The organism is Pseudomonas auratipiscis (assembly GCF_036324085.1).
Classification (GTDB): Bacteria; Pseudomonadota; Gammaproteobacteria; order Pseudomonadales; family Pseudomonadaceae; genus Aquipseudomonas; species Aquipseudomonas auratipiscis.
In genome coordinates this window covers 118,017-142,620 of record NZ_JAZDCU010000006.1, presented here as the reverse complement: position 1 = coordinate 142,620, position 24,604 = coordinate 118,017, and the positions used below count along the sequence as shown (strand labels likewise).

The 24,604-nt window shown below is 60.0% G+C and carries 24 protein-coding genes; 6 read left to right on the top strand and 18 right to left on the bottom strand.

The window, feature by feature from the left end:
• Positions 1-7 precede the first annotated feature (7 nt).
• Both V0R60_RS10655 and V0R60_RS10650 read left to right on the top strand, forming a co-directional pair.
• Positions 8-1,201, top strand: a complete 1,194-nt coding sequence (locus V0R60_RS10655) for an MFS transporter (protein ID WP_330079646.1) — start codon at positions 8-10, stop codon at positions 1,199-1,201.
• Between the two features lie 225 nt (positions 1,202-1,426).
• Complete coding sequence (locus tag V0R60_RS10650) at positions 1,427-4,900, top strand: hybrid sensor histidine kinase/response regulator (protein ID WP_136475009.1); 3,474 nt, start codon at positions 1,427-1,429, stop codon at positions 4,898-4,900.
• Here V0R60_RS10650 and rmuC read toward each other — a convergent pair.
• Together rmuC and V0R60_RS10640 are read right to left on the bottom strand one after the other, a co-directional pair.
• Positions 4,872-6,260 carry a DNA recombination protein RmuC gene (gene rmuC / locus V0R60_RS10645; RefSeq protein WP_330079731.1) on the bottom strand — a complete coding sequence of 463 codons (1,389 nt, stop codon included), beginning with the start codon at positions 6,258-6,260 and terminating at the stop codon, positions 4,872-4,874. The genes V0R60_RS10650 and rmuC overlap by 29 nt on opposite strands.
• 178 nt (positions 6,261-6,438) lie before the next feature.
• The gene (locus V0R60_RS10640) at positions 6,439-6,867 is read right to left on the bottom strand and encodes a tetratricopeptide repeat protein (RefSeq protein WP_136475008.1); all 429 of its coding nucleotides are present in this window, start codon (positions 6,865-6,867) and stop codon (positions 6,439-6,441) included.
• A 953-nt stretch (positions 6,868-7,820) separates the two neighbouring features.
• On the opposite strand from V0R60_RS10640, the gene V0R60_RS10635 reads away from it, so the two are divergent.
• From V0R60_RS10635 to V0R60_RS10625, 3 genes are all read left to right on the top strand, one after another.
• On the top strand, positions 7,821-8,045 hold the full coding sequence (locus tag V0R60_RS10635; protein WP_136475007.1) for a hypothetical protein: 225 nt from the start codon (positions 7,821-7,823) through the stop codon (positions 8,043-8,045).
• A gap of 730 nt (positions 8,046-8,775) precedes the next feature.
• The gene (locus V0R60_RS10630; RefSeq protein ID WP_136478885.1) at positions 8,776-9,258 is read left to right on the top strand and encodes a hypothetical protein; all 483 of its coding nucleotides are present in this window, start codon (positions 8,776-8,778) and stop codon (positions 9,256-9,258) included.
• Positions 9,259-9,405: 147 nt separating this feature from the next.
• Positions 9,406-10,671 (top strand): OmpP1/FadL family transporter, encoded by a 1,266-nt coding sequence (locus V0R60_RS10625; RefSeq protein ID WP_330079645.1) that lies wholly within the window; start codon positions 9,406-9,408, stop codon positions 10,669-10,671.
• Between the two features lie 38 nt (positions 10,672-10,709).
• Here V0R60_RS10625 and V0R60_RS10620 read toward each other — a convergent pair whose 3' ends face one another.
• Positions 10,710-11,645 carry a LysR family transcriptional regulator gene (locus tag V0R60_RS10620; protein ID WP_330079644.1) on the bottom strand — a complete coding sequence of 312 codons (936 nt, stop codon included), beginning with the start codon at positions 11,643-11,645 and terminating at the stop codon, positions 10,710-10,712.
• 114 nt (positions 11,646-11,759) lie between these two features.
• Here V0R60_RS10620 and V0R60_RS10615 point away from each other — a divergent pair, with 114 nt between their 5' ends.
• Positions 11,760-12,023 carry a DUF2798 domain-containing protein gene (locus V0R60_RS10615; RefSeq protein WP_136475004.1) on the top strand — a complete coding sequence of 88 codons (264 nt, stop codon included), beginning with the start codon at positions 11,760-11,762 and terminating at the stop codon, positions 12,021-12,023.
• 9 nt (positions 12,024-12,032) lie between these two features.
• Here V0R60_RS10615 and V0R60_RS10610 read toward each other — a convergent pair whose 3' ends face one another.
• The 15 genes from V0R60_RS10610 to cobO all read right to left on the bottom strand — a co-directional run bounded on the left by V0R60_RS10610 (position 12,033) and on the right by cobO (position 24,506).
• Positions 12,033-12,590 (bottom strand): glutathione peroxidase, encoded by a 558-nt coding sequence (locus V0R60_RS10610; protein ID WP_136475003.1) that lies wholly within the window; start codon positions 12,588-12,590, stop codon positions 12,033-12,035.
• 44 nt (positions 12,591-12,634) lie between these two features.
• A complete protein-coding gene (locus V0R60_RS10605) occupies positions 12,635-12,757 on the bottom strand; it encodes a hypothetical protein (RefSeq protein ID WP_330079643.1) in 123 nt (40 codons plus the stop codon).
• A complete protein-coding gene (locus V0R60_RS10600) occupies positions 12,754-13,956 on the bottom strand; it encodes an MFS transporter (protein WP_330079642.1) in 1,203 nt (400 codons plus the stop codon). Before V0R60_RS10600 ends, V0R60_RS10605 begins: the two co-directional genes overlap by 4 nt.
• 64 nt (positions 13,957-14,020) lie before the next feature.
• Positions 14,021-14,425 carry a MarR family winged helix-turn-helix transcriptional regulator gene (locus V0R60_RS10595; protein WP_330079641.1) on the bottom strand — a complete coding sequence of 135 codons (405 nt, stop codon included), beginning with the start codon at positions 14,423-14,425 and terminating at the stop codon, positions 14,021-14,023.
• Positions 14,426-14,480: 55 nt separating this feature from the next.
• Positions 14,481-15,644 (bottom strand): glycoside hydrolase family 5 protein, encoded by a 1,164-nt coding sequence (locus V0R60_RS10590; protein WP_330079730.1) that lies wholly within the window; start codon positions 15,642-15,644, stop codon positions 14,481-14,483.
• A 99-nt stretch (positions 15,645-15,743) separates the two neighbouring features.
• On the bottom strand, positions 15,744-16,472 hold the full coding sequence (locus V0R60_RS10585) for an adenosylcobinamide-GDP ribazoletransferase (protein WP_330079640.1): 729 nt from the start codon (positions 16,470-16,472) through the stop codon (positions 15,744-15,746).
• Between the two features lies 1 nt (position 16,473).
• Positions 16,474-17,043: an alpha-ribazole phosphatase family protein gene (gene cobC, locus V0R60_RS10580; RefSeq protein WP_136474998.1), complete on the bottom strand. Its 570-nt coding sequence runs from the start codon at positions 17,041-17,043 to the stop codon at positions 16,474-16,476.
• Positions 17,040-18,095 (bottom strand): nicotinate-nucleotide--dimethylbenzimidazole phosphoribosyltransferase, encoded by a 1,056-nt coding sequence (gene cobT, locus V0R60_RS10575; RefSeq protein WP_136474997.1) that lies wholly within the window; start codon positions 18,093-18,095, stop codon positions 17,040-17,042. The genes cobC and cobT overlap by 4 nt, the downstream gene beginning before the upstream one ends.
• Positions 18,092-18,613 carry a bifunctional adenosylcobinamide kinase/adenosylcobinamide-phosphate guanylyltransferase gene (cobU, locus tag V0R60_RS10570; RefSeq protein WP_136474996.1) on the bottom strand — a complete coding sequence of 174 codons (522 nt, stop codon included), beginning with the start codon at positions 18,611-18,613 and terminating at the stop codon, positions 18,092-18,094. The genes cobT and cobU overlap by 4 nt, the downstream gene beginning before the upstream one ends.
• Position 18,614: 1 nt before the next feature.
• Positions 18,615-20,069 carry a cobyric acid synthase gene (locus V0R60_RS10565; protein WP_330079639.1) on the bottom strand — a complete coding sequence of 485 codons (1,455 nt, stop codon included), beginning with the start codon at positions 20,067-20,069 and terminating at the stop codon, positions 18,615-18,617.
• Positions 20,066-21,058: a threonine-phosphate decarboxylase CobD gene (gene cobD, locus V0R60_RS10560; RefSeq protein ID WP_330079638.1), complete on the bottom strand. Its 993-nt coding sequence runs from the start codon at positions 21,056-21,058 to the stop codon at positions 20,066-20,068. The genes V0R60_RS10565 and cobD overlap by 4 nt, the downstream gene beginning before the upstream one ends.
• Positions 21,051-21,959 (bottom strand): adenosylcobinamide-phosphate synthase CbiB, encoded by a 909-nt coding sequence (gene cbiB, locus V0R60_RS10555; RefSeq protein WP_136474993.1) that lies wholly within the window; start codon positions 21,957-21,959, stop codon positions 21,051-21,053. The genes cobD and cbiB overlap by 8 nt, the downstream gene beginning before the upstream one ends.
• Complete coding sequence (gene bluB, locus V0R60_RS10550; RefSeq protein ID WP_330079637.1) at positions 21,959-22,606, bottom strand: 5,6-dimethylbenzimidazole synthase; 648 nt, start codon at positions 22,604-22,606, stop codon at positions 21,959-21,961. The genes cbiB and bluB overlap by 1 nt, the downstream gene beginning before the upstream one ends.
• A complete protein-coding gene (locus tag V0R60_RS10545) occupies positions 22,603-23,898 on the bottom strand; it encodes a cobyrinate a,c-diamide synthase (protein WP_330079636.1) in 1,296 nt (431 codons plus the stop codon). The genes bluB and V0R60_RS10545 overlap by 4 nt, the downstream gene beginning before the upstream one ends.
• On the bottom strand, positions 23,895-24,506 hold the full coding sequence (gene cobO / locus V0R60_RS10540; RefSeq protein ID WP_136474990.1) for a cob(I)yrinic acid a,c-diamide adenosyltransferase: 612 nt from the start codon (positions 24,504-24,506) through the stop codon (positions 23,895-23,897). The genes V0R60_RS10545 and cobO overlap by 4 nt, the downstream gene beginning before the upstream one ends.
• Positions 24,507-24,604: the final 98 nt, after the last annotated feature.

Sequence of the window (24,604 nt, the reverse complement as noted above, 5' to 3'; positions counted from 1 at the left end):
CGTGAAAATGCTCGCCGCCGCAAGACGCTACAGCCCACAGGTGCGCCTGTTGCTGGCCACCACCTTTGTATTGACCCTAGCCCGTGCAATCACCCTGCCCTATCTGGTGGTCTACCTCGCGCAGAACTTTTCCCTGGATATCAGCGGCATCGGCTTGATGATTGGCGGCGCGTTGATTGTTGCGTCGCTGTTGAGTCTGTATGGCGGCTACCTCATCGATACCCTGCGCAGCTATACGGTGATCATCGCCTCGACCCTGGTGTTCACCGGGGCTTTCATTGCCGCAGTGGCCAGCCGTGAATTGAGTCTGTTCTTCATTAGTCTGGTCCTGATCAACCTGGCATTGGCGGTTGTCGACATTGCCGCCAAGGCTGGATTCTGTGCACTGTTACCGCTGGATGAGCGCTCCGAGGTGTTCTCGATCAAATACACCTTGAGCAACGTCGCTTACGCGGTTGGGCCATTCGTTGGTGTAGCGCTGATTCTGCTCGATGATCATCTGCCTTTTCTGGTATCTGCCCTGTTGGGCCTGGTCATGTGCCTGATCTATCGGCGCTGGGGCGAGCGCTCGGCACGGGCAAATCTGGATAACGGCCCGCAGGCGGGTTTTCTCAGTGTGGGTGGGCAACTGCTCAAAGATCGTCGACTGATCTGCTTTACCCTCGGCGGCGCGCTCAGCGCCGTGGTGTTCGGACAATTCACCGCTTACCTGTCGCAGTACCTGGTGGTCACCAGCAGTGCCAGCGAAGCGGCCCGGTACATCAGCTACCTGGTAGCCACCAACGCGGTTACCGTCATCGCCCTGCAATACGTGATCGGCCGACGTATCAGCAGCCGCCAGTTGATGCCCTGGCTGCTTGCCGGCATGGCATTGTTCCTGGCTGGGCTGCTTGGCTTTTCCCTGGCCCAGTCGCTGCTGGCCTGGTGCCTGGCAATGCTGGTATTCACCCTGGGAGAAATCATCGTGATCCCGGCTGAATACATGTTTATCGACAGCATCGCTCCTGAGCACCTGCGCGGGGTTTATTACGGTGCACAAAACCTGTCCAACCTGGGTGCTGCCCTGGGCCCGGTAATTTGCGGATTCGCTCTTGCTCACCTGGTGCCCGTGGCCACGTTCTACCTGCTGATTGGCTCCGTGTGTCTGGCGGCGCTGTTCTATTACCTGGGCGCCAGAGGAAACACCGGCGCGACAGCTTGAATTGACGCAAGGCCAGATCGCGGTGGGCATTTCAATCTGCTTTTTCATCTTGAGCTTGGCCCACCCGCCCCGACAACCCTATTGACCACGTTGTCAGCGAACCTGCGACGCTCTGCCACTGCTACCATCGTCGGCGCTGACGAAGCGTCTACGGCGTGCCAGACTGATTAATCGAGATTCGCCGTTACGCCGACGGCTCTAGCATATTTTTGTTTCGGAGTAGTCATGTCGCTGTCCAGTGGGCTGATCGCCGTGGTCGCCCTGGCCTATATGGCCATCATGTTCGCTATCGCATTCTATGGTGACCGCCGTAAAACGCCGTTGCCACCGCGCCTGCGCGCCTGGGTGTACAGCTTGTCGCTGGCGGTGTACTGCACCAGCTGGACGTTCTTCGGCGCGGTCGGCCAATCCGCCGAACAACTCTGGGCCTTCCTGCCCATCTACCTGGGCCCTGTGCTGTTGCTGCTGTTTGCACCCTGGGTGCTGCAGAAAATGGTGCTAATCAGCAAACAGGAAAACATTACCTCGATCGCTGACTTCATCGCCGCCCGCTACGGCAAGTCGCAGTCACTGGCGGTGGTGGTGGCGCTGATCTGCCTGGTGGGCGTACTGCCGTACATTGCCTTGCAACTCAAAGGTATTGTGCTTGGCGTGAACCTGTTGATCGGCGCCAGCGCCGACGCCACCGGCAGCCGCGTGCAAGACACTGCATTGGTGGTCTCGCTGGTACTGGCACTGTTCTCCATCGTGTTCGGTACCCGCAGCCTGGATGTCACCGAACACCACCGCGGCATGGTCCTGGCCATCGCCTTCGAATCGATGGTCAAACTGCTGGCATTCCTGGCCGTCGGTATCTTCGTTACTTTCTACCTGTATGACGGTTTCGACGACCTGTTCAGCCAAGCGAAATTGGCGCCGCGCCTGGAAGGATTCTGGAACGAAACCGTCAATTGGCCCTCGATGGTGGTCCAGACCGGGGTGGCGATGATGGCGATCATCTGCCTGCCGCGACAGTTCCACGTCACCGTGGTCGAAAACATTGAACCGCAGGATCTGCGCCTGGCGCGCTGGGTATTCCCGACGTACCTGATTCTTGCGGCGCTGTTCGTGGTGCCTATTGCCCTGGCCGGACAAATGCTCCTGCCAGGAGTCATACCCGACTCGTTCGTCATCAGCCTGCCGTTGGCCGAAGCACATCCGACCCTGGCGCTGCTGGCGTTCATCGGCGGTGCCTCTGCCGCCACCGGTATGGTTATCGTCGAAGCCGTGGCCCTGTCGACCATGGTGTCCAACGACATGCTGCTGCCGTGGTTGCTGCGGCGCAACAACGCCGAGCGTCCATTCGAAGTGTTCCGTCACTGGATGCTGTCGGTACGCCGGGTGACCATTGTCGCCATCCTCCTGCTGGCCTATGTCAGCTATCGACTGCTCGGCTCCACGGCCAGCCTGGCCACCATCGGCCAGGTCGCCTTTGCCGCAGTAACCCAGCTGACGCCAGCAATGCTCGGTGCCCTGTACTGGAAACAGGCCAACCGCCGGGGCGTGTTCGCAGGCTTGGCAGCGGGGATTTTCCTCTGGTTCTATACCCTGGTCCTGCCGATCGCCGCCCATAGCGTAGGCTGGTCACTGGACCTGTTTCCTGGCCTGGCCTGGCTGCATGGCAACCCGTTGAACCTGCCGATCACGCCGCTAACCCAAGGTGTCGTGTTGTCGCTGGCGGGTAACTTCACGCTGTTTGCCTGGGTCTCGATCCTGTCGCGCACCCGCGTCTCCGAACACTGGCAGGCCGGCCGCTTCATTGGTCAGCAAACCAGTGCCCGCCCCAACAGTCGCTCGCTGCTGGCGGTGCAAATTGACGACCTGCTGCACCTTGCCGCGCGTTTTGTCGGTGAAGAACGCGCGCGCCAGAGCTTCATCCGTTTTGCCTACCGCCAGGGCAAGGGTTTCAACCCCAACCAGAATGCCGACGGTGACTGGATCGAGCATACCGAGCGCCTGCTGGCGGGCGTGCTGGGGGCGTCCTCGACCCGAGCCGTGGTCAAGGCGGCCATCGAAGGCCGTGATATGCAGCTTGAGGATGTCGTGCGCATCGCCGACGAAGCCTCGGAAGTCCTGCAGTTCAACCGCGCACTGCTGCAAGGCGCCATCGAAAACATCAGCCAGGGCATCAGCGTGGTCGATCAGAACCTGCTGCTGGTAGCCTGGAATCGCCGGTATCTGGAGCTGTTCAACTACCCGGACGGCCTTATCAGTGTCGGCAGACCGATTGCCGATATCATCCGCTATAACGCCGAGCGCGGTCTTTGCGGGCCGGGTGAAGCCCAGGTTCACGTAGCCCGCCGCCTGCACTGGATGCGTCAGGGCCGCGCGCATACCTCGGAGCGGCTGTTTCCCAACGGTCGCGTCATCGAGCTGATCGGCAATCCAATGCCTGGCGGCGGCTTTGTCATGAGTTTCACCGACATCACCCCGTTCCGCGAAGCCGAGCAAGCGCTCAAGGATGCCAACGAAGGCCTTGAGCAACGGGTCACCGAGCGTACCCAGGAACTCTCGCAATTGAACCAGGCGCTGACCGAGGCCAAGAGCCATGCCGAGTCCGCCAACCAGTCGAAAACCCGCTTCCTGGCTGCCGTAAGCCATGACCTGATGCAGCCATTGAACGCTGCACGGTTGTTCTCCGCCGCCCTCTCACATCAAGGCGACGGGCTCTCAGCGGACGCCCAGCAGTTGGTCCAGCATCTGGACAGCTCGTTGCGCTCGGCAGAAGAATTGATCAGTGATCTGCTCGACATTTCGCGCCTGGAAAACGGCAAGATCAATCCCGATCCCAAGCCGTTCGCCCTTAACGAACTGTTCGACACCCTGGGCGCCGAATTCAAGGTCCTGGCCCAGCAACAAGGCCTGGACTTTCGCGTGCGTGGCAGCCGCCTACGGGTGCACAGCGACATGAAGTTGCTGCGGCGCATCCTGCAAAACTTCCTTACCAACGCCTTCCGCTATGGCAAGGGCCCGATTCTGCTGGGGGTGCGTCGCAACGCCGGCAAGTTGTGGTTGGAAGTCTGGGACCGTGGCCCCGGAATTGCCGACGACAAGCTGCAAGTGATTTTCGAAGAGTTCAAGCGCCTGGACAGTCATCAGACGCGCGCGGAAAAAGGCCTGGGTCTGGGGCTGGCCATTGCCGACGGCCTGTGCCGCGTACTTGGCCATAGCCTGGAAGTACGCTCCTGGCCCGGTAAGGGCAGTGTCTTCCGGGTCAGTGTGCCCCTGGCGACAACACCTGCCGCTGTGGTCAGCGCGCCGACCGAACAAGCCGGACAGCCCCTGGCCGGCTTGCAGGTGCTGTGCGTGGACAACGAAGACAGCATTCTGATCGGTATGAACAGCCTGCTCAGCCGCTGGGGCTGCCAGGTCTGGACAGCCCGCAACCGGAATGAATGCCAAGCACTCCTGGAAGAGGGCCTGCGCCCGCACCTGGTCCTGGTCGACTATCACCTGGACGAAGGCGATACCGGCACAGAGTTGATGGCCTGGTTACGCAAAAGCCTTGGCGAACCCGTTCCCGGTGTGGTGATCAGCGCCGACGGTCGCAGTGAAACCGTCGCGCAAGTGCATGCTGCAGGCCTTGACTACCTGGCCAAGCCGGTCAAGCCAGCCGCGTTGCGCGCCCTGCTCAATCGGCACCTGAGTCTGGTCCAGTAAGGGCACTGGCGGCCAACGGGTCGCCTTCGCTCATGGCCCGCTCCAGCAAATCTGCCGGCAGGCTTTTGCTCGCTCGCGCGCCCAGCAATTTAAGCTGCTCGCTACGGCTGATCAGGTTGCCACGCCCCTCACAGAGTTTGTTGCGCGCCGCGCTGTAGGCCTTATCTACCTGTTGCAAGCGACTGCCGAGTTCGTCCAGATCCTGGATGAACAGCACGAACTTGTCGTACAGCCAGCCGGCACGCTCGGCAATCTCCCGCGCGTTCTGGCTTTGGCGCTCCTGCTTCCACAGGCTGTCGATCACCCTCAAGGTAGCCAACAGTGTGGTTGGACTGACAATCACAATCTGGCGGTCGAAGGCTTCCTGAAACAGATTCGGTTCGGCCTGCAGCGCAGCGGAGAATGCCGCCTCGATTGGCACGAAGAGCAAGACGAAATCCAGGCTATGCAAGCCTTCCAGGCGGTTGTAATCCTTGCCGGACAAGCCTTTGACATGATTGCGCAACGACAGCACATGCTGCTTGAGCGCGGCCTGGGCGATGTCGCTGTCGTCAGCGGCAATATACTGCTGATAGGCCGTCAGGCTAACCTTGGAATCGACCACAACCTGTTTGTCGCCAGGCAGCATGATCAGCACATCGGGCTGAAAACGCTCACCATCGGCGCTCTTCAGATTGACCTGGGTCTGGTATTCACGGCCCTTCTCCAGTCCGGCATGCTCAAGCACGCGCTCCAGAATCAACTCGCCCCAATTGCCTTGAGTCTTCTGGCCTTTCAACGCCTGGGTCAGGTTGGTCGCCTCGTCACTGAGGCGCAGGTTCAGCTGTTGCAGGCGCTCCAGTTCCTTGGCCAGGGAGAATCGCTCGCGCGCCTCCTGCTGGTAGCTGTCCTCGACGCGCTTTTCGAACGCCTGGATACGCTCTTTCAACGGATCGAGCAATTGTCCAAGGTGCTGGTGGCTGGTTTGAGCGAAACGTTGCTCACGTTCGTCGAAGATCTTCGTCGCCATCTCGGCGAACTGCGCCCGCAGCTCATCGCGAGAGCCCTGAAGGTCGTTGAGACGCTGCTGGTGGCTTTCCTGCTGCTCACGCAGTTCAGCAGCCAGGGCCGCACTGTGCGCGTCCAGGCGGCGTAACTCTGCCTCTCGGGCGTTACGTTCGATCTGCCAGGCATGACTGGCGTCGCGAGCGTTGTCACGCTCGATCTGCAGCAACTCCAGTTCACGGGCTTGAGCAGCAAGTGTCGCCTGCTTGGCGGCATTGGCCTGGCTCAGGTCACTGATTTCGTCGCGGCAGGCATCAAGTTGAGCGAGCAAACCTTCCTGGGCCAACTGTGCGCTGCTCAGGCGCTCCTCCAACAGCGCCGCCTGCGCTTCGCGCGCGGCCTGACGCCGTTGCTGCTGGAACAACCAGCCCAGACACGGCACAGTGGCCGCTACGACACCCAGTACGATGCTGGTCAAATCCAACGCCATTGCCACCCGAACACTCCCACCTGAAATCAGCGCCTGAGCTTACCAGCCTTGCCGCTGCGCCGCGTCAGGCATCGGGCAATTGCTTGAGCAAGCGCCTGGCTTCCTGCGACCCCTGGGACGAAGCCTGCTCCAGCCAGTAGCGTGCCTGTTCGAGTTCATTGTGCTGCGGTAGCGCACACAGACGACCGAATTCAAGCTGGGCACGCCGGTCACCCGCTCGAGCGGCCTGGCGCAGCAGGTCGTGGCCGATACGCCGGTCGCGGGCATTGCCACAATCGCGACAAAGCATCTGCCCAAGTCGACTTTGCGCAACGACCACACCCTGGCGTGCCGGCTGCTTCAGCAAGCGCCCAGCAAAATGCTTGACGTTCGGATTGTCACCCAGGCGCGGATTGTCGAGCAGCCACAAGGCAACCTTCAAGGAGAAGCGCTTTGGCTCAGGGACAGGCGGGGGAACTGAAGAAATTGCAGGAATTTTAGCGCGAAACTTCATAACGACAGCGAAGGCAACTCGAGAGGCGCGCCACTCTACTCCATTTTTCCGAGAATGACCCGAGCCTCACGGATACTTTTTACAAAATATTTCCATGTTGAGTTATTGACCGTGGACAACGCTTTTTCAGCTGGCGGATGCCTGCGAACAGATTGTCAGACAGATCGGAAAAACCTAGCACGCCCGTCCTAGAGCAAGCGCTCGGGACAATCCACAGAAGCTGTGGATAACTCGGTGGACAACCCCCTCCAAGGGGCCGCAAACCCCCATGAAACGGGGCTTTGGCTCAAACTGTCGATTTTTTCACCAGCTAAAATTAGTGTTTTTTTTCATTGACTTAAGTGTTCAGCCAAGTCATTGGCAGTCTCCCCCCCTGCGGTTGCAAAGCTGTGACAGCTGCTGCCTCAAGTGTGTACAACCACCGTACAGAAACGCATTTCCCCGCACGAAATTGGCACGTTCGCGGCGTTTCGCCCGTTACACAGGCCTTCACAGCGCGGTCAAAACACGAGATACTGGCCGGCTCCCCGAATGAAAAGCCAGGCATGCTTGCCTAGGCACGGCAATTGCTGTATTCTTGCCGCCGTTAGTACCAAGCTGAAAGTCAATTCTGGCCAAAGCAGTCCTTACAGGTCCACTTCACCCTGAAGCCGCACCTGTTGAAACAAGGACCGGCCCACTTGATGGTTCCCAGGTAAACCACTTATTACTCTGACCGAACCAACCTGCAGATTGATCAGGATCTTCACCCCGTGGCATAGAACCTCGACCCGGTGTGTTGCCTGCCCTCTGACGTACCTACCAGTCAGCCCCAGCGCCACATTATAAATGCGCCCAAAACTGGCTGCTCTGTTCCAGTCAGGTTCTTCGCCCCGACTAAATCCCGGCGTTACTGGAACGTTTTAAGTGTGCACGGATCGAAACCGTGTCTATTGCAGGAACACCTAATAACTATGACTAACTCTATCCATACTCAGGCTGCCATTCGCACCCTATCCCAGGCATTTGCGCCACTGAACTGCTTGATCATGGCATCGCGCAAAGGTGGCTTCAGTTTCACCCTGGTCAACGAGCACGGCATTGCCCGTCACAGCGAGCGTCTGTACCCCGAGCAGTACAGCCAGTCCGAACCGCTTCAGGCGGTCATCGAGCGTACCCGTCAGGCCTTGGTGGCCTGATTCACGCTTCGCTGCAGCAGCTCAAGCCCCGCCCTCTCGCGGGGCTTTTTTATAACTCGTTACGGAATCCCGGCGACTACAACCCCTGACTGGACTGCTTGGGGATTGAGACTGCGAGCTAATCCACAACCTGATCTTGATCTTGATCTTGATCTGGATCTTGATCTTCATGCACGTCAGCTCAGGCGCCGTGGAGTGCGACTTCAGCAGGCCGAGTGGAGGTGCCTGTAGGGGCGGTGCGCAGCACCTTCGGCGTTAGCCGAAGACGCGAGACGTAGACTTGGCGAAGCAAGTCGTAGGCCGCGTCGCCCTGGAAGGTGCCGTAGCGAGGGGACCCGAAGCGCAGCGTAGGGCCGTATGCAGGAGCAAGCGGTTTTGGTTCCTTTTGCCAAGACAAAAGGGACCCGCCGTAAGGGCGGAAGGGGCCGACAGCGGCGCCGCACTGAATGGATAAGCCTCAAATCCCAGTCCCGCCCAGTCCACTCCCAGAATCACCCACCAGGGATAACACGAAGAACCCTTTTTATGCCCATAGCAAGCGAAGCGCTAATCACCACACGGCATATGATTTATAACCAAAAGCTGCAAATGTTTTAAAAACAGGCCTTTACACCGCGAATATGACACTACACTTCAACTCAAGCGGCCATCACCGCTTCCGGCGGGCCTGTCCGACTCACCAGCTGCCAAGCTCCAGTGTCCGCCGGCCAAAACAATGTTCGAGGGTGTTATGGGTATCGCCGCGAGCGAGTTAAGTGAATTTGTCATCCGCCCGACCCTGATTTACCTGGGCCGTCACTGCGCAAGCGCTGAAGCATTGTTGCTGGGTGTTGCCGCCAGCCAATCCGCCCTCGGCTCCGCGCTACACGATCGACGCGGCCACGGTCTCTACCGTATCGGCGAAATGCGCCACCAAAGCGTCTGGGATCAGTTCCTCGCCCGTGACCCCGAACTGGCCAGCCTGGTCCGGGGCCTGGCCAGCCAGCACGCCTTCCTCAGCGGCCCGCACCTGGAGCTGACGGTCAACCTTCGCTACGCCACAGCCATTGCCTGGATGCTCATCGAGGAACAAGCCCCAACACTTCCTGCTGCCGACGACCTCTTGGGTCTGGCACGAATTTGGCGCCAAACATTTCACCCTCAAGGACGCCTGCGCGACTTTACCTGCGCTTGGCAAAACTGCGTCGCCCCCGTGACCCTCCAAGCCTGCTAGCAATCACCAATTTCCATATTCAGAAAAATCCCACAAATTTGGTCGGATTGTCCTACAAAACCGCTCTATCTCCTGCGATACGGCGCTATAGCGCTGCGGGCCAAATGTTGGTAATTTTCGCCCCGGAGATATCAAGGAGTTCTAATAATGAAAAAAGTAATGCTCAAAACCTCTCTTGGCCTGGCCGTCACGCTTGCTTCGACTCAACTGTTCGCGAGTGGCTTTGCCCTCAACGAACAAAGCGTCAGCGGTATGGGCACAGGCTTTGCGGGGCGTTCCTCATCTGCCGATGATGCCAGCACTGTATTCGGCAACCCTGCCGGTATGTCGCGCCTCAAGCGCGAACAAGTCACCGTTGGTGGCGCAGCCATTATTGCCAAAACCGACATCAAGAATGGCCAAGGCACCTTCGGTGGTAGCAACGACGGCGACATGGTGCCGTTTGTCGGCGTACCTATGGGGTTCTACGTCAAACCTATCGATGAGCACTGGGCTTTCGGTATCGGTATGTACGTACCTTTCGGCCTGGTCACCGATTATGAAAGCGGTTTTGCCGGCCGTTACTTCGGCAGCAAGAGCGAAGTTCAAGTCGTGACCCTGCAGCCGACCATCAGCTATGCCTTCAACGACAAGGTATCGATTGGTTTCGGCCCAACCATCAACCGCATTGATGGCACTCTGGAATCCGCTGTACCGAATGGTCGCCCGCTGGGTACCAACGACGGTAAGGTGAAAATTTCTGGCGATGACACCGCCATCGGTTACAACATCGGTGTCCTGGTCCAAGCGACTGATAGCACTCGTGTTGGCCTGACCTATCACTCGATGGTCGACTACAAACTTGAGGGTGATACCAAGATCAGCGGACAGGGCTTTGGTCCGTTCAGCGGCAACAAATTCGATGCTTCGCTGAAAATCAAAACCCCTGAATCGGTCGACTTCTCGGTTACCCACGAACTGGATGCCAACTGGACCCTCTATGCCGGTAGCACCTGGACCCGCTGGAGCCGCCTGGAAGCCATCACCGTCAACAACAAAGGCGTTCCTGGCCCACTCGCCCCAGCAATTGGCCAGATCAGCGAAGAGCAGAATTGGCATGACACCTGGGCGCACGCCATTGGTGCAGCCTACAAGCTGAACAAGGAATGGACCCTGCGCGCCGGTTTCTCGGTTGACCAGTCGCCAACCAACAACCACGACCGCTCGCCACGCATCCCAACTGGCGATCGTAAAGTGTTCAGTCTGGGTGCCGGTTACAACCCAACAGACGACATGACGATCGACCTGGCCTATTCCTACCTGTGGGAAGAGGACACCAAGGTTGATCTGAGCAGTCCAACCAAGGGCTCCTACAGCGGCAAATATGAAAACAGTGCTCACGGTCTGGGTGCCTCCCTCACCTACCGCTTCTGATTTCAGCTCGCTGAAAAAGCCGCCTTCGGGCGGTTTTTTTATGCCCTCGTATCAGACGACGAAAGGTTGCCTAAACGCTCCTGAAGAAAATCCATAAACACCCGCACCTTGGGTGTCATGGCAAAACGATCGGCGACACACAGATAGATATCCATCGGTTCCGCCTGCACATAAACCTGATCAGGTTGTGAATACTCAAAAAGCGCAACCAACTGCCCGCTCTCGATCAACGGTCGGGCGACGAAGTCTGCAAGACGAGCGATTCCGCCATGGTTGATGGCCATTTGGGTAAGCACGTCGATGTCGTCACTGATCAGCACGTCCCCGAACTCAGCATCGAAACGCAAGCCATCGCGGACAAATCTCCAACGCAAGAATCGACCGTCTACCGGATAACGAAACACCAGGCAGCGATGCTGCTTGAGTTCTTCCGGCGCACCTGGCCAGCCGGCCTGGGCGAGATACACAGGTGAGGCGCAGCAAATAAAAGGGACTCGGGTAATGTGGCGCGCCAGCAAGCCATCCTCCAACTGCGGGGTGATACGAATACTGACATCCACGCCTTCCTGAGCATGATTGACGCGCCTGTCATTCGTAACCAGTTCAATCGAAAGCTGCGGGTAGCGAGCACTGAACTCAGGAATCAACGGCGCCACGGCATGACGACCAAAAGCCGACGTCGAAGCAATGCACAAACGCCCCTTGGGCTCACTGTCAGGCGTGGTGATCGCTAGATAGGCCTGCTCGAGGTCGCGCTCGATGTGCTTGACCTTGTCGTAATACAACGCGCCCTCTGGCGTCAATGCCATGCTACGGGTAGTACGCGACAACAGTCGGACCTGCAGATGGCCCTCCAGGCGCGCAACGTTCTGGCTCACTGCTGCCGCACTCAACCCTAAGGTCCGGGCGCCCCCGGCGATGCTGCCTGCTTCGACAACTTTGATAAAACTTTTAATCGAGCCCAGCAGGTTCATGCAGATCAATCCAGCATTCGTAAGGTTTTCTTTATAAAGACCTAAGCCCGCCTCGTCTACCTGCGCTCAAGGGCGCTTGCTAGTCTGCGACCTCGAAATTCACCAGGAGTCTTCATGACAACACAGAAGGTCGGCCTCGGCCGACGCAAGCTTGGCGTGCGCGCCACCCCTTACGTATTTGCATTCTATATGTCAGCCATCATGGCCTTTTTGATGTGCTTCGTGATCACAGCAGCCACCACCGGCATCGACGCCAATTACCTGAACCATGTATTCAAGGCTTATCAGCTTGCGATGCCGGTGGCTTTTGCCTGCGTTCTGGTGGTGCGTCCGGTTGTGCTCAAACTGGTGGCCTGGACCGTTCATCCCAGCCAGTGACCAGGCAATTCACGGCTGTGAAGCGATGGCCTTCTCGATAGCCGCCGTGAACTCGGGATCATTAGGTTTGGTCAGGCTGGAAAAGCTGGCGACGACCTTGCCTTGGCGATCGACCACGTATTTGTAGAAATTCCACTTTGGTGCACTGCTCTGCTCGGCCAGCTCCTTGAACAGCGCTGTCGCATCGCTGCCGCGTACTGGCTGCGGCTTGGTCATGGTGAAGGTAACGCCGTAGTTGGCGTAACAAACCTTGGCGGTCTTTTCCAGGTCGGCGTCTTCCTGCTTGAAGTCATTGGATGGTACGCCAAGCATTTCCAGGCCTTGCTCGTGGTAGGTCTTGTAAACGCTTTCAAGCCCTTCGAACTGCGGTGCAAAGCCGCAGTAGCTGGCGGTATTGATCACCACCAGCGGCTTGCCGGCAAAGCGTTCGCACAAGTCGATCTGCTCCTTGCCGCGCAGTTCCGGCAAGCTGCCTTGCTTCTCAAGCAGCGCCGGACACCCGGCTGCCTGCGCCGTTGCCGCAGCCATGAGGGTAAACAGCGGAACCAACATCCAGCGTGCGCGCATTGTCGTCTCTCCTTTGATCAAGCCTTGTAGCTTGCAGGATACGCTCAGCACACGCCCATGCCCAACTGCATCAACGCCAAGCCACCTTCGTGCCAGCCCCACCAGATCAGGGCCAACAGCAGTAGCGAGGCCAAGGCCAGGCCCCCGCGCAAGGCAAAGCGACTCATGCCGCTTGTGCCTGCAAGCGCGCCACGGGCCGCTCACGCACCGGCCAGTTGAGCGCCGCGGCGATCAGACTGAGCACGATCGATATCTGCCAGACCAAGTCATAGTTACCCGTTTTGTCATACACCACCCCGCCCAGCCACCCACCAAGGAATGCCCCCAACTGATGGAACAGGAAGACAATCCCTCCAAGCATGGACAAGTTACGCACTCCAAACAACGTAGCTACGGTGCCGTTGGTCAAGGGTACCGTCGACAACCACAGCAAGCCCATGGCGATGCCAAACAGGTAGGCACTGAACTGAGTGACCGGTGCCCAGAGGAACAGCACAATGACCACGGCACGTAGCAAATACAGCGCCGCCAGCAAGCGCGGCTTGGACATACGCCCACCCAGCCAGCCGGCAGTATAGGTCCCGACGATATTGAACAGCCCTACCAGCGCCAGCACCGTAGTGCCAATGGTGGCGGGTAAATGCTGGTCGACCAGGTAAGCCGGAATATGGACACCGATGAACACCACCTGGAAACCACAGACGAAAAAGCCCAGCGCCAGCAACCAGAAACCGGAATGCGAGCAAGCCTCACGCAACGCTTGGCCAAGACTTTGCTCGACACCGTGACTGGGCAGCGGCCGATCTTTCAACAAGCCCACCAGCGGCACAATGAACGCTACCAGCAAGCCCAGCACCAACAAGGCTGCCGACCAGCCAAGCCAGCCAATCAGGCCAAGGGTTCCGGGCAGCATGGCAAATTGGCCGAACGAACCGGCGGCACTGGCGATGCCCATGGCCATGCTGCGTTTCTCGGCGGGTACGGCACGACCGACTACACCCAGGATTACTGAAAACGAAGTACCGGAAAGACCAATGCCGATCAACAGGCCAGCACTGAGCGACAAGGTCAGAGCCGAATCCGACATCCCCATCAACACCAAACCGACGGCATAGAGAATGCCGCCGACCATCACGACTTTTGCCGCACCCAAACGGTCAGCCAGAGCCCCTGCGAAAGGTTGCGCCAGCCCCCAAATCAGATTCTGCAAGGCAATGGCAAAGGCAAAAACCTCTCGTCCCCAGCCAAAATCTGCACTCATAGGCGCCAGGAACAAGCCGAAGCCGTGCCGCACCCCCAGCGAGAGGGCCAGAATCAACGCAGCCCCCAGGAGAATCCAACCACTGGTTCGCCATACCGATGTCATTATTGTTTTCTCCACAACGCTGCAAGGTTACGCGGGTATATACCCGCTTTAAGTCGAAAAAAATTCAGGCAAGTAGCTCAAGCAGACGTACCAGTTCATCGCGTTGCCCTGCTCCCAAGGTCTCGATCATGCGCGCCTGGGCCTTCTCCCAAGCCGGCTCGGCCGACTGCAAACAGGCCTGTCCCTGGTCAGTGAGCAGCACCAGGCGATTACGCAGATCCCGACCTTCCGTCAATGCCACCAGTCCTTCAGCCTCCAGCACTCGCAGGTTGCGTCCCAGGGTGCTGCGGTCCAGGCCCATGGCATCGGCCAGCGTTGAAATGCTCGGCTGATCAAGACGACGCAAATGGCGCAATAGCGAAAACTGCGCGACATTGACCCCGAAGCCTTCAAGCGCTTCGTCATAATGTCGACTGACCCCACGGGCAGCACGACGCAGATGGGTGCAGATGCATTCACTGGTCAACATGATTACGTGTATATACCCGCGTTAATCTCACGGCAAGTGTTTCTTCCAACTGAGGCTATGGCTGCAAGCGCTCACGAATCGGTTCGAACTCAGCCGTGGCCTGACGCTTCAACGGATCTGGAAGTTGCTGCTCTATGGCCTGCCAGTACGCCCAGGGCACTTTGGCGTTACCCAGTTCGTAATCCATGCCATCCCAGCTGTCTTCACGAAAGCTGTAGAAAGCCCAATGCAATTTTGCTCGATCGAGTGGGCCAAGCACGTCTTCAAGGTATTGCCGACACCCCGCCAGTCGCCGCATGCAACCAAACTCGCCGGCCACCAGGCGACTGGCCGGCACCTGCTGTGCTTGCGCCCATTGCAAAGGCTTTTGCAGGTAAGCTTCGACCCTGGCGCTGTCCCAGTTCTGGGTCTGCCCGGCAAAAGGGACCGGCCCTGGATAAGCATAAGGCTTCGCCCGAGCCAGGTTAGGTGCGCTGGTGGCCTGATAAGGCTCATACATATGGAAGCTGTACAGTACCCGCTTATCCGCCAACGCTTGCGGCCAATAGGCAAAGGCATCAGCCGCTGCGTACCAACCGGCATCGACCATTACCGGGGTTAACGGGTCGACTTCACGAATGGCCGTGATGATATGCCGATACAACGCCGGCAGATCACGGGCGCTACCCTGCTGTTGCTGATACCAGGCACGCATGGCAGCAGGTGGCGCGTGCTCGGCCAGCCCGCCCATTTTTTCAGGCGCAGGCTCGTTGATAAGGTTGTAGGCAGCGACTGCCGGATGATCCTTGAGTTGCGTGGCCAGGTCGCGCCAGAAGTCAGCGGATTGATCCCACCAGGCTTTGTCCTGCCAGAGTCGGTCGTCAAAGCGATTGCTGTTGTTCTGCGCCCAACGCATACCGGGCAACGACAGCGGCGCGATGACCACCTTGAGTCCGGCAGCATGGGCAGCATCGAGGACCTTGCGCAGTTGCGTAAGGTCTGCCCCTGCCAGACCTTTGTAGCCGTCCGCATCACCCAACAAAAAGTCGCGATTTTCCGGCTGCCATTTGTCATAAGACAAACGCACCCAAGTGGCCCCGTAGTCGCTGAGCGCCTGGAAATATGGCTGGTCAGGCGGCAGTCGGTTGAAACTGTTGCCGCCGTGGCGGGGGGTATCCCAGAAGTCGATCAAGTCTGCAGCCTTGGCGCTGGTGACAAAACAACACAGCGCTACCAGCATGCTTTTCAACAGTCCTCGCATATGCCACCTCTATGCCCCAGAAGCGGGCGAGCATACGCCTGAATACGACCCGAAAAATGGCTCCCTGTTTACAAGCGATTACAGGGTCAAACAGAGCAGAACCGCCAACTCCAGCAATTCCAGGAGGGCGCCGGCAGTGTCACCGGTAGTCCCACCTAAGCGCCGAATCATCACTCGACGAAACCAGAAAAAGGCTACGCCTGCGACGACCAATACGTACAAACCTTGCAGACCTGCGATACACACACACAGGACACAACTGGCGAAGAGCACCCATGCCCCACTTCGTCGTGGCAGATGATCGGCCAAGGCCTGGCCTATCCCTCCGGCCCGAACATAAGGGGTGCAGAGAAACAGCCCCAACAAGGACGCACGCCCCAGCACAGGCGCCAATATCAGCAACACACCTTGCTCACGCTCCACCAGCACCAGCACCGCGCAAAACTTGAGCAACAGCACCAACACCAGCGTCACCACCGCAATGGGGCCGCTGCGCGGGTCCTTCATGATTTCCAAAGTACGTTCGCGATCACCGAAACCACCGAGCCAGGCATCAGCGCTGTCAGCCAGACCATCCAGATGCAGGCCGCCACTGAGCACTACCCAGGCGCTCAGCAGCACGGCCGCATGCAATAGCACCGGGCTGCCTTCGAGCAACGCGTGCAAGCCCCAGAGCAATACCCCGAACAGCAACCCCACAAGTGGATAGAACAGCACCGAGCGGCCCATCTGCGCGGGTGTCGGCATGCCCGACAGGCGCACCGGCAAACTGCTGAGGAACTGCAAGGCAATCCAGAATCCCAGCATTTCAGTGCACTTCCCGCAGAGTACCGTCGACCAACAGCTCAAGACGGTACAAGGCGCCGTGGCCGACCTCGACCTGCAACAACTGCTCACGGGGCAGCCCCCTGGCACGTGCCAGCAGCAAACGCATCACGCCCCCATGGGTAACCAGCAACACATGCTTGTCGGCATGCTCACGACGCAAATCGGCAATAGCTGCCAACACACGGCTGGCGAAGTCGATGACAGCCTCGCCACCAGGCGGGGTATAGGCATAGGGATCTGACCAGAACTGACCCAACTGTTGCTCATGGGTAACCATCAAGTCCGCGGCGCTACGCCCTTCCCACTCACCGAAATGCAGCTCTTGCAATCCAGGCGCCAATTGCACTGGCAAGCACCGTTGCTCGCCGAGCATTTGAGCAAAACGCGCGCAGCGCTGCAGGGGTGAGCTGACCACGACCTGCCAGGGGCCAGCACTGGCGACGGCCGCCTGCATCTGCTCCCAGCCCTTGGCTGTCAACGCATCATCCAGGCTGCCGCGCAGGCCGCCGCCCAGCTCGGTTTCGCCGTGACGCAGCAGGTCGATAATCATGCCGGACGGTCTGCCACGGCTGCTTCAGCGAAGGTCGCCATTTGCCCGTGCAGATCACAGGCCAGGCGCAACACGGGAACCGCCAGTGCCGCGCCACTCGCTTCTCCAAGGCGCAAGCCAAGCTCCAGTACCGGCTCACCCTTCAGTTCCGCCAGCACGCGACGATGTCCAGGTTCGGCGCCACAGTGGCCGAACAACAGCCAGTCCCGACACGCGGGATTGATTCGTACCGCCACCATTGCGGCAACGGTACAGATGAAGCCATCAATGAGCACCGCGACCCCAGCTTGGGCGCAGCCCAGATAAGCGCCCACCAATGCCGCGATTTCGAAGCCGCCAAAACAGAACAACTGCTGCAAAGGGTCATCGGACAGTTGCCCATGCACCTTCAGTGCGCGCTCGATCACCTGCGCCTTGTGCGCAACGCCAGCAGCGTCCAGTCCGGTACCGGGACCACTGAGGTCGCTGGCCGGGCATTTGAGCAAGGCGCACGCCAGGGCACTGGCGGCGGTGGTATTGCCGATACCCATCTCACCACCGATAAACAGCTGGGCGCCGCTGGCAGCTGCTCGCAGCGCGCTATCACGGCCACCTTGCATGGCTTGCAGCCCCTGCGCCCGACTCATCGCCGCCGCCTTGGCAAAATTCGCCGTCCCTGGCCCCACGCGCAAGTGGCGTACACCCGGCAGGTTCAGGTCAGGATCGATTGTGCCCAGGTCTACCACTTCCAGTTGAGCATTCAACTGACGGGCCAGCACGCTGATCGCCGCACCACCGCCGACAAAGTTTTGCAGCATCTGCCCGGTAACCGCTTGGGGATACGCCGAGATACCTTCGGCAACCACCCCATGATCACCGGCAAAGATGCTGATACTGACATTATCAAGGCGTGGCTTGAGCTGCCCTTGCAGGCCGGCCAGTTGCACCGCAAGCAGTTCCAGGCGTCCGAGGGAGCCGGCCGGCTTGGTCAATTGCTGCTGACGCGCCAAAGCCTGATCGCAGGCAGCCTGATCAACGGCACGGCAGGCATCAAGCCACCAGGTCTGACTCATGGTGCAGTTCCTTTCAAAGTAAGGGGAAGGCCGGCAACGCTAAGCACCACCCGCTGGCAGCGTTCGGCAATCGCCTGGTGCAGCCAGCCGGCTTCATCGACATAGCGCCGGGTCAGTTCGCCCATCGGCACGACACCAAGGCCAGTTTCGTTGCTGACCAGAATGATTTCACCCGGAAGCTCAGCCAGGCACTCCAGCAAGGCGCAGCGTTCGGCGAGCAGACGCTGCGGGTTGTCCAGCATCAGCAGGTTGGTCAGCCACAACGTCAGGCAATCGACCAACAGGCAGTGCTCGGCGCTGGCATTGGCGCGCAGCACCTGGGCCAGGGCCAGGGGTTCTTCGATGAGCCCCCAACTGTCTGGCCGGCGCTCACGGTGCAATTGCACCCGGGCATTCATTTCACCGTCCAGCGGCTCGCTGGTGGCAATGTAAATCACTGCCAGGCCACTGCGTTCGGCCAGTTGTTCGGCCAAGCGGCTCTTCCCTGAACGGGCACCGCCAAGAATCAGGTTGAGCATGTCAGTTCAGTCCGCACAGTTGACGCAGGCGTGGGGTATCCAGATGTTGCTCGACCAAGTCAGCCAAGCGCTCGATGTCGCGTTCGCGCAATGCCTGGTAATCCACGTGCTCGACCTCGTGCAAGCCCGCCCAGCGCAACAATGCCGCGCACGATTGCGGGCTCTCGAACAGGCCATGCAGATAGGTCGCCAAAACCTGGCCATCGGCGCTGATAGCACCATCGCTGCGGCCATCGGCCAGCAACACGGCCGGATGTTCAAGCGCTGCACCGCGGGTTACACCGGCATGAATTTCATAACCGCTGATTGGCGCTTGCTCCAGTTGCAAGGTGCCAGCCACGTTGCGCAATTGCTTTTCTGCTTCGAGCACCGTGACAAAATCGAGCAAGCCCAATCCGTCACTGCTGCCGGCCTGCCCTTCCAGCCCCAGTGGATCGTCCACGCGCTGGCCGAGCATCTGTAGCCCGCCGCAAATACCCAGGATCTTGCCGCCATAACGCAAATGGCGACTGATCGCCTGGTCCCAGCCTCGGCTGCGCAATTGCGCCAGATCGCCGCGCACACTTTTGGAGCCTGGCAGGATGATCAGGTCGGCGGGTGGAATGGGCTCACCGGGACCGATGAACTGCAGGTCGACTTGCGGATGCAGGCGCAACGGGTCGAAGTCGGTGTGATTGCTGATGCGCGGCAGTACCGGCACGATCACTTTCAGCGCCCGCGCCGTCTTCTCGCCCTGGCGCTGGTCGATACCGTCTTCAGCCTCCAGGTGCAAATCCATCACATAGGGCAACACCCCCAGCACCGGCTTGCCGGTACGTGTTTCGAGCCAGTCCAGGCCGGGTTGCAGCAAGGCAATGTCGCCGCGAAAACGGTTGATGACAAAACCTTTGACCCGCGCCTGCTCAGTGGCCGACAACAGCTCCAGGGTGCCCACCAGGTGGGCGAAAACACCACCGCGATTGATATCGGCAATAAGGATAACCGGGCAGTCCACCGCTTCGGCAAAGCCCATGTTGGCGATGTCGCCGGCACGCAGATTGATTTCCGCTGGCGAGCCAGCACCTTCCACCATCACCATCGGATACTGCGCACTCAATCGTTGGTGAGACTCGAGTACCGCCTGCATGGCGATAACCTTGTAGTCGTGATAAGCCACCGCATTCATGCTGGTAACCGCACGCCCGTGAACGATCACCTGCGCCCCGGTATCACTGTTGGGCTTGAGCAGCACCGGATTCATGTCGGTGTGTGGAGCCAGGCCAGCAGCTTGCGCCTGAACAGCCTGGGCGCGGCCGATTTCCCCACCGTCGGCGGTCACCGCACTGTTGAGCGCCATGTTCTGTGGTTTGAAAGGCACCACCGCCACGCCCTGGCGCAACAGCCAGCGGCACAGCGCGGTCACCAGGGTGCTTTTGCCGGCATCGGAGGTGGTGCCCTGCACCATCAAGGTACTCATGCGTGCTCCTTGCGGTATTCATTGAGCGCCTGCGCCAAGCGCTGAAAGTCTGCCTCTGTGGCGGGCAGACCCAGTCGCAGGCTAGGCGGCTGGAAGAACAGGCGCAGCAAAATACCGCGCTGCGCCATGAATTCATGCAACTGCGCCGCGTTGTCGATAAGCAGATACTGGAACAGGTCACAGCCTCCAGCCGGGATGAAACCTGCCGTCATCAGCATGTTTGCCAAGCGCTGACTGGCCACCGCACAGCGGCTGATCTGACCCTGGTGCGCAGCACTGTCGAGCAGACAGGCCTGACCGAGAATGCGGGTCGGCCCGCTAATGGTCCACGGCCCCAGAAGTTCAGCCAGACGCTGCAGGAGCGCTGTCTCAGCCAACACAAAGCCCAGACGCACGCCGGCAAGACCGAAGAACTTGCCAAAGGAGCGCAACACGATAAGACCGGCTTGCTCAGCCTCGGCGCCAATACTGTGTTGCGGCGTGTTGTCCATGAACGCTTCATCGACCAACAACCAACCGCCACGCCGGGCCAGACGGGCATGCCATTCCAGCAACATCTCAGCCTTGAACAAACAGCCGGTAGGGTTGTTCGGGTTGACCACCACCAGCACATCGAGGCTGTCGAGAAGGCTGTCCACTTGCTCGCCCTGCACTTCCAGGACCTGATGGCCGGCACGACGCCAGGCCTCGGCATGCTCGGCATAGCACGGCGAGAGTACCCCCACCCTGCTGCGCCCGCGCAGTTGCGGCAAGGCCTGGATCGCAGCCTGCGAGCCCGCTACCGGCAGTACCTGGCGGACTCGATAGTAATCGGCCGCTGCCTGCTCCAGACCATCTTCGGTTTCCGGCAGACGTGCCCAGGCGCGCAGCGGAATGTCTGGAATGGCATAGGCCCAAGGCGCGATACCACTGGACAAGTCCAGCCATTGCTCGCGAGGGATGCCGTAGTGCTGCACTGCGCGCTGCAGACGACCACCGTGTTCAAGCATAGAATTCGGCTCCCAGGCACAACAGTAGCAGCCATAACCATACGCCTTGGCAAACCAGGCGCCAGCCACGATCGATCGCATCAGCATCAGCCACCGGGCCTTCGCCCAGTTGCGCACGCTCATGCAGCTCACCGTGATACACCGCCGGGCCGCCCAGCTCCACGCCGAGAGCACCAGCACCGGCGGCCATGACCGGGCCGGCATTGGGGCTGTCCCACAACGGTGCCTGACGGCGCCAGCACGAAAGGGCCAGACGGGTCTTGCCCAGCAATGCGTAGGTCAGCGCCACCAGCCGAGCAGGAATATAGTTGAGCAGGTCATCGATACGTGCGGCCGCCCAGCCAAAGCGCTCGAAGCGCTCGTTGCGATAGCCCCACATGGCGTCGAGGGTGTTGCTCAAGCGATAGAGCACTACGCCTGGCGCTCCTGCGACGACAAACCAGAACAACGCGGCAAACACCGCATCACTGCCATTTTCCAGCACCGACTCGGTCGCTGCACGCGCCACCGCGGTTTCGTCCAGCTCGCGGGTTTCGCGGCTGACCAGAAAGCCCACGCGACGGCGCGCTTCATCAAGATCGGCATTGCGCAACGCGTCTGCCACCGGCGTGACGTGCTCACCGAGGCTGCGCAGCCCCAAGGCACAGTACAGCGCCAACACCTCCACCAACCAGCCGATATAGGGCAGCCAGGACAGCAGAGTGGCCAACAGGGTCAAAGGAATCACCGCCAGGAACCACGCAGTGACCCCATGGCTGCGCCATCCACGGCCCGCCGCATTGAAGCGCTGCTCCAGGCGTTTGGCCAAGCGACCAAACGCAACCAGCGGATGTCGACGCTGAGGCTCGCCCAACAACGCATCCAGCGCCACCCCGGCTACGGTCAGCAACGCCACGCTCATCAAGACTCTCCCCACTGATTTTCAAACAACATTTCGCTCAACGGCCGCGCCGTGGTCCAGCCTTCGAGCACCAACATCGGTGCCGGGTAGAACGCCTGGACCGGGCCGAGGCAGAGAATCGCCAGCGGTTTAGCCCCGGCCGGCATACCCAGCAGTTCGGCCAGGGCCTGGGGTTCGAACAGCGACACCCAACCCATGCCCAGCCCTTCGGCGCGCGCGGTCAGCCAGAGGTTCTGGATTGCGCAGGACAGTGAAGCCAGGTCCATCTCCGGCAACGTGCGACGACCGAAAATGTGCTTCTCGCGATCATCCATCAAGGCCGCTACCAACAGTTCGGCGCAGTCGTTAATACCTTCGACCTTGAGCTGCATGAACGCGTCGGAGCGCTCACCCAGTGCTTCGGCGGTGCGCACGCGCTCCGTTTCCACCAGGCCCTGGATGCGCTGACGCAGCTCGCGGTCAGTGATACGAATAAAGCGCCAGGGCTGCATCAGGCCGACGCTGGGTGCTTGATGGGCTGCCTGGAGCAGACGCCCGAGCAGTTCGGGCGCTACCTCACCCTGGATGAAGTGACGCATGTCGCGGCGTTCGCCGATGACTCGGTAGACCGCTGCGCGCTCGGCGTCGGAGAAGGCCTGGTCGCTCATGGTTTCAACAACGCCGCCGCAGCCAGAGGATTGGAGGCGAAATAGAAGTGCACATAGGAGGCCGTCAGCCGACCACTGCGATAGACCGCTTCAGCACCGCGCCCGCCGTTGGGGCTCAGACCCCGGGCAATGGGCTGCAGCGAGGTAGTGGTCAGCGAGTGATGGTAGGTGTGCCCACGCAAGGTGCCCTCGGGCAACTCGACCGCTTGCAGGGCCAGTGCCGCAAGGCGCTTCTGCATCACCGCTTCGCCCTCCAGCAGGCCAAGTAGCTCGGCACGCTCACCGGCCACATCGGTCAGGGCATCGAGCAGATAAAGCATGCCGCCGCATTCAGCGAGCACAGGCTTGCCGGCCTGATGATGGCTGCGAATCGCCGCGAGCATCGAGGTGTTCGCGGCCAACGCCTGGTGGTGCAGCTCCGGATAGCCGCCAGGCAAGTAAAGGCTGTCAGCCGGCGGCAGGGTTTGCTCATGCAGTGGCGAAAAGAATCTCAGCTCTGCCCCCATGGCCCGCAATAGATCGAGGTTGGCACCATAGGTGAACGCAAATGCTTCATCACGGGCCACGGCGATGGTCAGTCCTTCGAGCAAAGGTTCGATGGCCTGTGCGCTCGGCGCCGCAAAAGCCACTGCTGGCGGTAGCGACGACTCACAACTGGCCGCCAGGGCTGCTGCTGCGGCGTCGAGGCGAGCGTCCAGATCATTGAGCTCACTGGCCTGGACCAGGCCCAGGTGCCGACTTGGCAACTCGATGCCGGTTTCCCGCGACAGCCCGCCATACCAGCGCAACCCTTCAGTCAGGCTACCCTCGAGCAATTGCGCGTGGCGCAGCGTGCCGACACGGTTGGCCAGCACACCAGCAAAGGGTAAATCCGCTTGATAGCGAGCCAGCCCCAGCGCCAGGGCACCAAAGGTTTGAGCCATCGCCGTGCCGTCGATAACTGCCAACACCGGCACGGCAAAATGACGGGCCAGGTCGGCACTCGAAGGCGTGCCGTCGAACAGCCCCATGACGCCTTCGATCAGAATCAGGTCGGCATCGCCTGCAGCCTCCCAGAGCAGCCGCCGGCTTTCCTGCTCACCGACCATCCACAGATCCAGTTGATACACCGGTGCACCACTGGCTCGCTCCAGAATCATCGGATCGAGAAAGTCCGGACCGCACTTGAACACGCGGACCTTGCGCCCTTGATTGCGGTGCAGTCGCGCCAGGGCGGCGGTCACGGTGGTCTTGCCCTGGCCGGAGGCCGGGGCAGCAATCAGTACCGCCGGGCAGTGACGCGTGTCACTCATAGTTCAACGCCCTTCTGAGCACGAATGCCTGCCTGGAAAGCATGCTTGATCATGCCCATCTCGGTGACGGTGTCAGCCAGCTCGATCATTTCATCCTTGGCACCGCGCCCCGTGACAATCACGTGTTGCATTGGCGGACGCGCCTGCAGGTCGCTGAGCACCTGTTCCAGATCGAGGTAGCCATGCTTGAGGGCAATGTTCAGCTCATCGAGCACGACGAAAGTGATCGCAGGGTCCTGCAGCAATTGACGGGAAACCGCCCAGGCGGCTTCGGCCGCGGCGATGTCGCGCTGGCGATCCTGGGTTTCCCAGGTGAAACCCTCGCCCATCACGTGATAGCGCACCTGCTCGGGGAAGCGACGGAAGAACAACTCTTCACCGGTGCTGTTGCGGCCCTTGATGAACTGCACCACGCCGCATTGCATGCCGTGGCCCATGGCCCGGGCAAGCATGCCGAAGGCCGAACTGCTCTTGCCTTTGCCGTTGCCACTGAGCACCAGGAGCAAGCCGCATTCGTTAGGCGAGTTGGCAATACGCTCGTCGATTACTGCCTTCTTGCGCAGCATTCGTGCCAGGTGGCGTTCGTCACGCTCGGTGGATTCAGTCATCGAAGTCTCCGCAAACCACTGTCAGCCGTTGCACGACGATTCCTGCAGCGCAGCGCTGCACGAATTTCGAGGTAATGACCAGGCGACAGATGAATGGA

Excerpts from the sequence above, each read along its gene's own strand:
- V0R60_RS10620 (WP_330079644.1), bottom strand. The coding sequence starts at position 11,645 with ATGAACCTGCTGGGCTCGATTAAAAGTTTTATCAAAGTTGTCGAAGCA.
- V0R60_RS10590 (WP_330079730.1), bottom strand. The coding sequence starts at position 15,644 with ATGCTGGTAGCGCTGTGTTGTTTTGTCACCAGCGCCAAGGCTGCAGAC.
- V0R60_RS10610 (WP_136475003.1), bottom strand. The coding sequence starts at position 12,590 with ATGCGCGCACGCTGGATGTTGGTTCCGCTGTTTACCCTCATGGCTGCG.
- V0R60_RS10615 (WP_136475004.1), top strand. The coding sequence starts at position 11,760 with ATGACAACACAGAAGGTCGGCCTCGGCCGACGCAAGCTTGGCGTGCGC.
- V0R60_RS10605 (WP_330079643.1), bottom strand. The coding sequence starts at position 12,757 with ATGAGTCGCTTTGCCTTGCGCGGGGGCCTGGCCTTGGCCTCGCTACTG.
- V0R60_RS10585 (WP_330079640.1), bottom strand. The coding sequence starts at position 16,472 with ATGCTGGGATTCTGGATTGCCTTGCAGTTCCTCAGCAGTTTGCCGGTG.
- V0R60_RS10625 (WP_330079645.1), top strand. The coding sequence starts at position 9,406 with ATGAAAAAAGTAATGCTCAAAACCTCTCTTGGCCTGGCCGTCACGCTT.
- cobU (WP_136474996.1), bottom strand. The coding sequence starts at position 18,613 with ATGCTCAACCTGATTCTTGGCGGTGCCCGTTCAGGGAAGAGCCGCTTG.
- cobT (WP_136474997.1), bottom strand. The coding sequence starts at position 18,095 with ATGAGTCAGACCTGGTGGCTTGATGCCTGCCGTGCCGTTGATCAGGCT.
- V0R60_RS10650 (WP_136475009.1), top strand. The coding sequence starts at position 1,427 with ATGTCGCTGTCCAGTGGGCTGATCGCCGTGGTCGCCCTGGCCTATATG.
- cobD (WP_330079638.1), bottom strand. The coding sequence starts at position 21,058 with ATGCTTGAACACGGTGGTCGTCTGCAGCGCGCAGTGCAGCACTACGGC.
- V0R60_RS10545 (WP_330079636.1), bottom strand. The coding sequence starts at position 23,898 with ATGAGTGACACGCGTCACTGCCCGGCGGTACTGATTGCTGCCCCGGCC.
- cbiB (WP_136474993.1), bottom strand. The coding sequence starts at position 21,959 with ATGAGCGTGGCGTTGCTGACCGTAGCCGGGGTGGCGCTGGATGCGTTG.
- V0R60_RS10655 (WP_330079646.1), top strand. The coding sequence starts at position 8 with ATGCTCGCCGCCGCAAGACGCTACAGCCCACAGGTGCGCCTGTTGCTG.
- bluB (WP_330079637.1), bottom strand. The coding sequence starts at position 22,606 with ATGAGCGACCAGGCCTTCTCCGACGCCGAGCGCGCAGCGGTCTACCGA.
- cobO (WP_136474990.1), bottom strand. The coding sequence starts at position 24,506 with ATGACTGAATCCACCGAGCGTGACGAACGCCACCTGGCACGAATGCTG.
- V0R60_RS10630 (WP_136478885.1), top strand. The coding sequence starts at position 8,776 with ATGGGTATCGCCGCGAGCGAGTTAAGTGAATTTGTCATCCGCCCGACC.
- V0R60_RS10640 (WP_136475008.1), bottom strand. The coding sequence starts at position 6,867 with ATGAAGTTTCGCGCTAAAATTCCTGCAATTTCTTCAGTTCCCCCGCCT.
- V0R60_RS10565 (WP_330079639.1), bottom strand. The coding sequence starts at position 20,069 with ATGAGTACCTTGATGGTGCAGGGCACCACCTCCGATGCCGGCAAAAGC.
- V0R60_RS10595 (WP_330079641.1), bottom strand. The coding sequence starts at position 14,425 with ATGTTGACCAGTGAATGCATCTGCACCCATCTGCGTCGTGCTGCCCGT.
- cobC (WP_136474998.1), bottom strand. The coding sequence starts at position 17,043 with ATGATTATCGACCTGCTGCGTCACGGCGAAACCGAGCTGGGCGGCGGC.
- V0R60_RS10600 (WP_330079642.1), bottom strand. The coding sequence starts at position 13,956 with ATGACATCGGTATGGCGAACCAGTGGTTGGATTCTCCTGGGGGCTGCG.
- V0R60_RS10635 (WP_136475007.1), top strand. The coding sequence starts at position 7,821 with ATGACTAACTCTATCCATACTCAGGCTGCCATTCGCACCCTATCCCAG.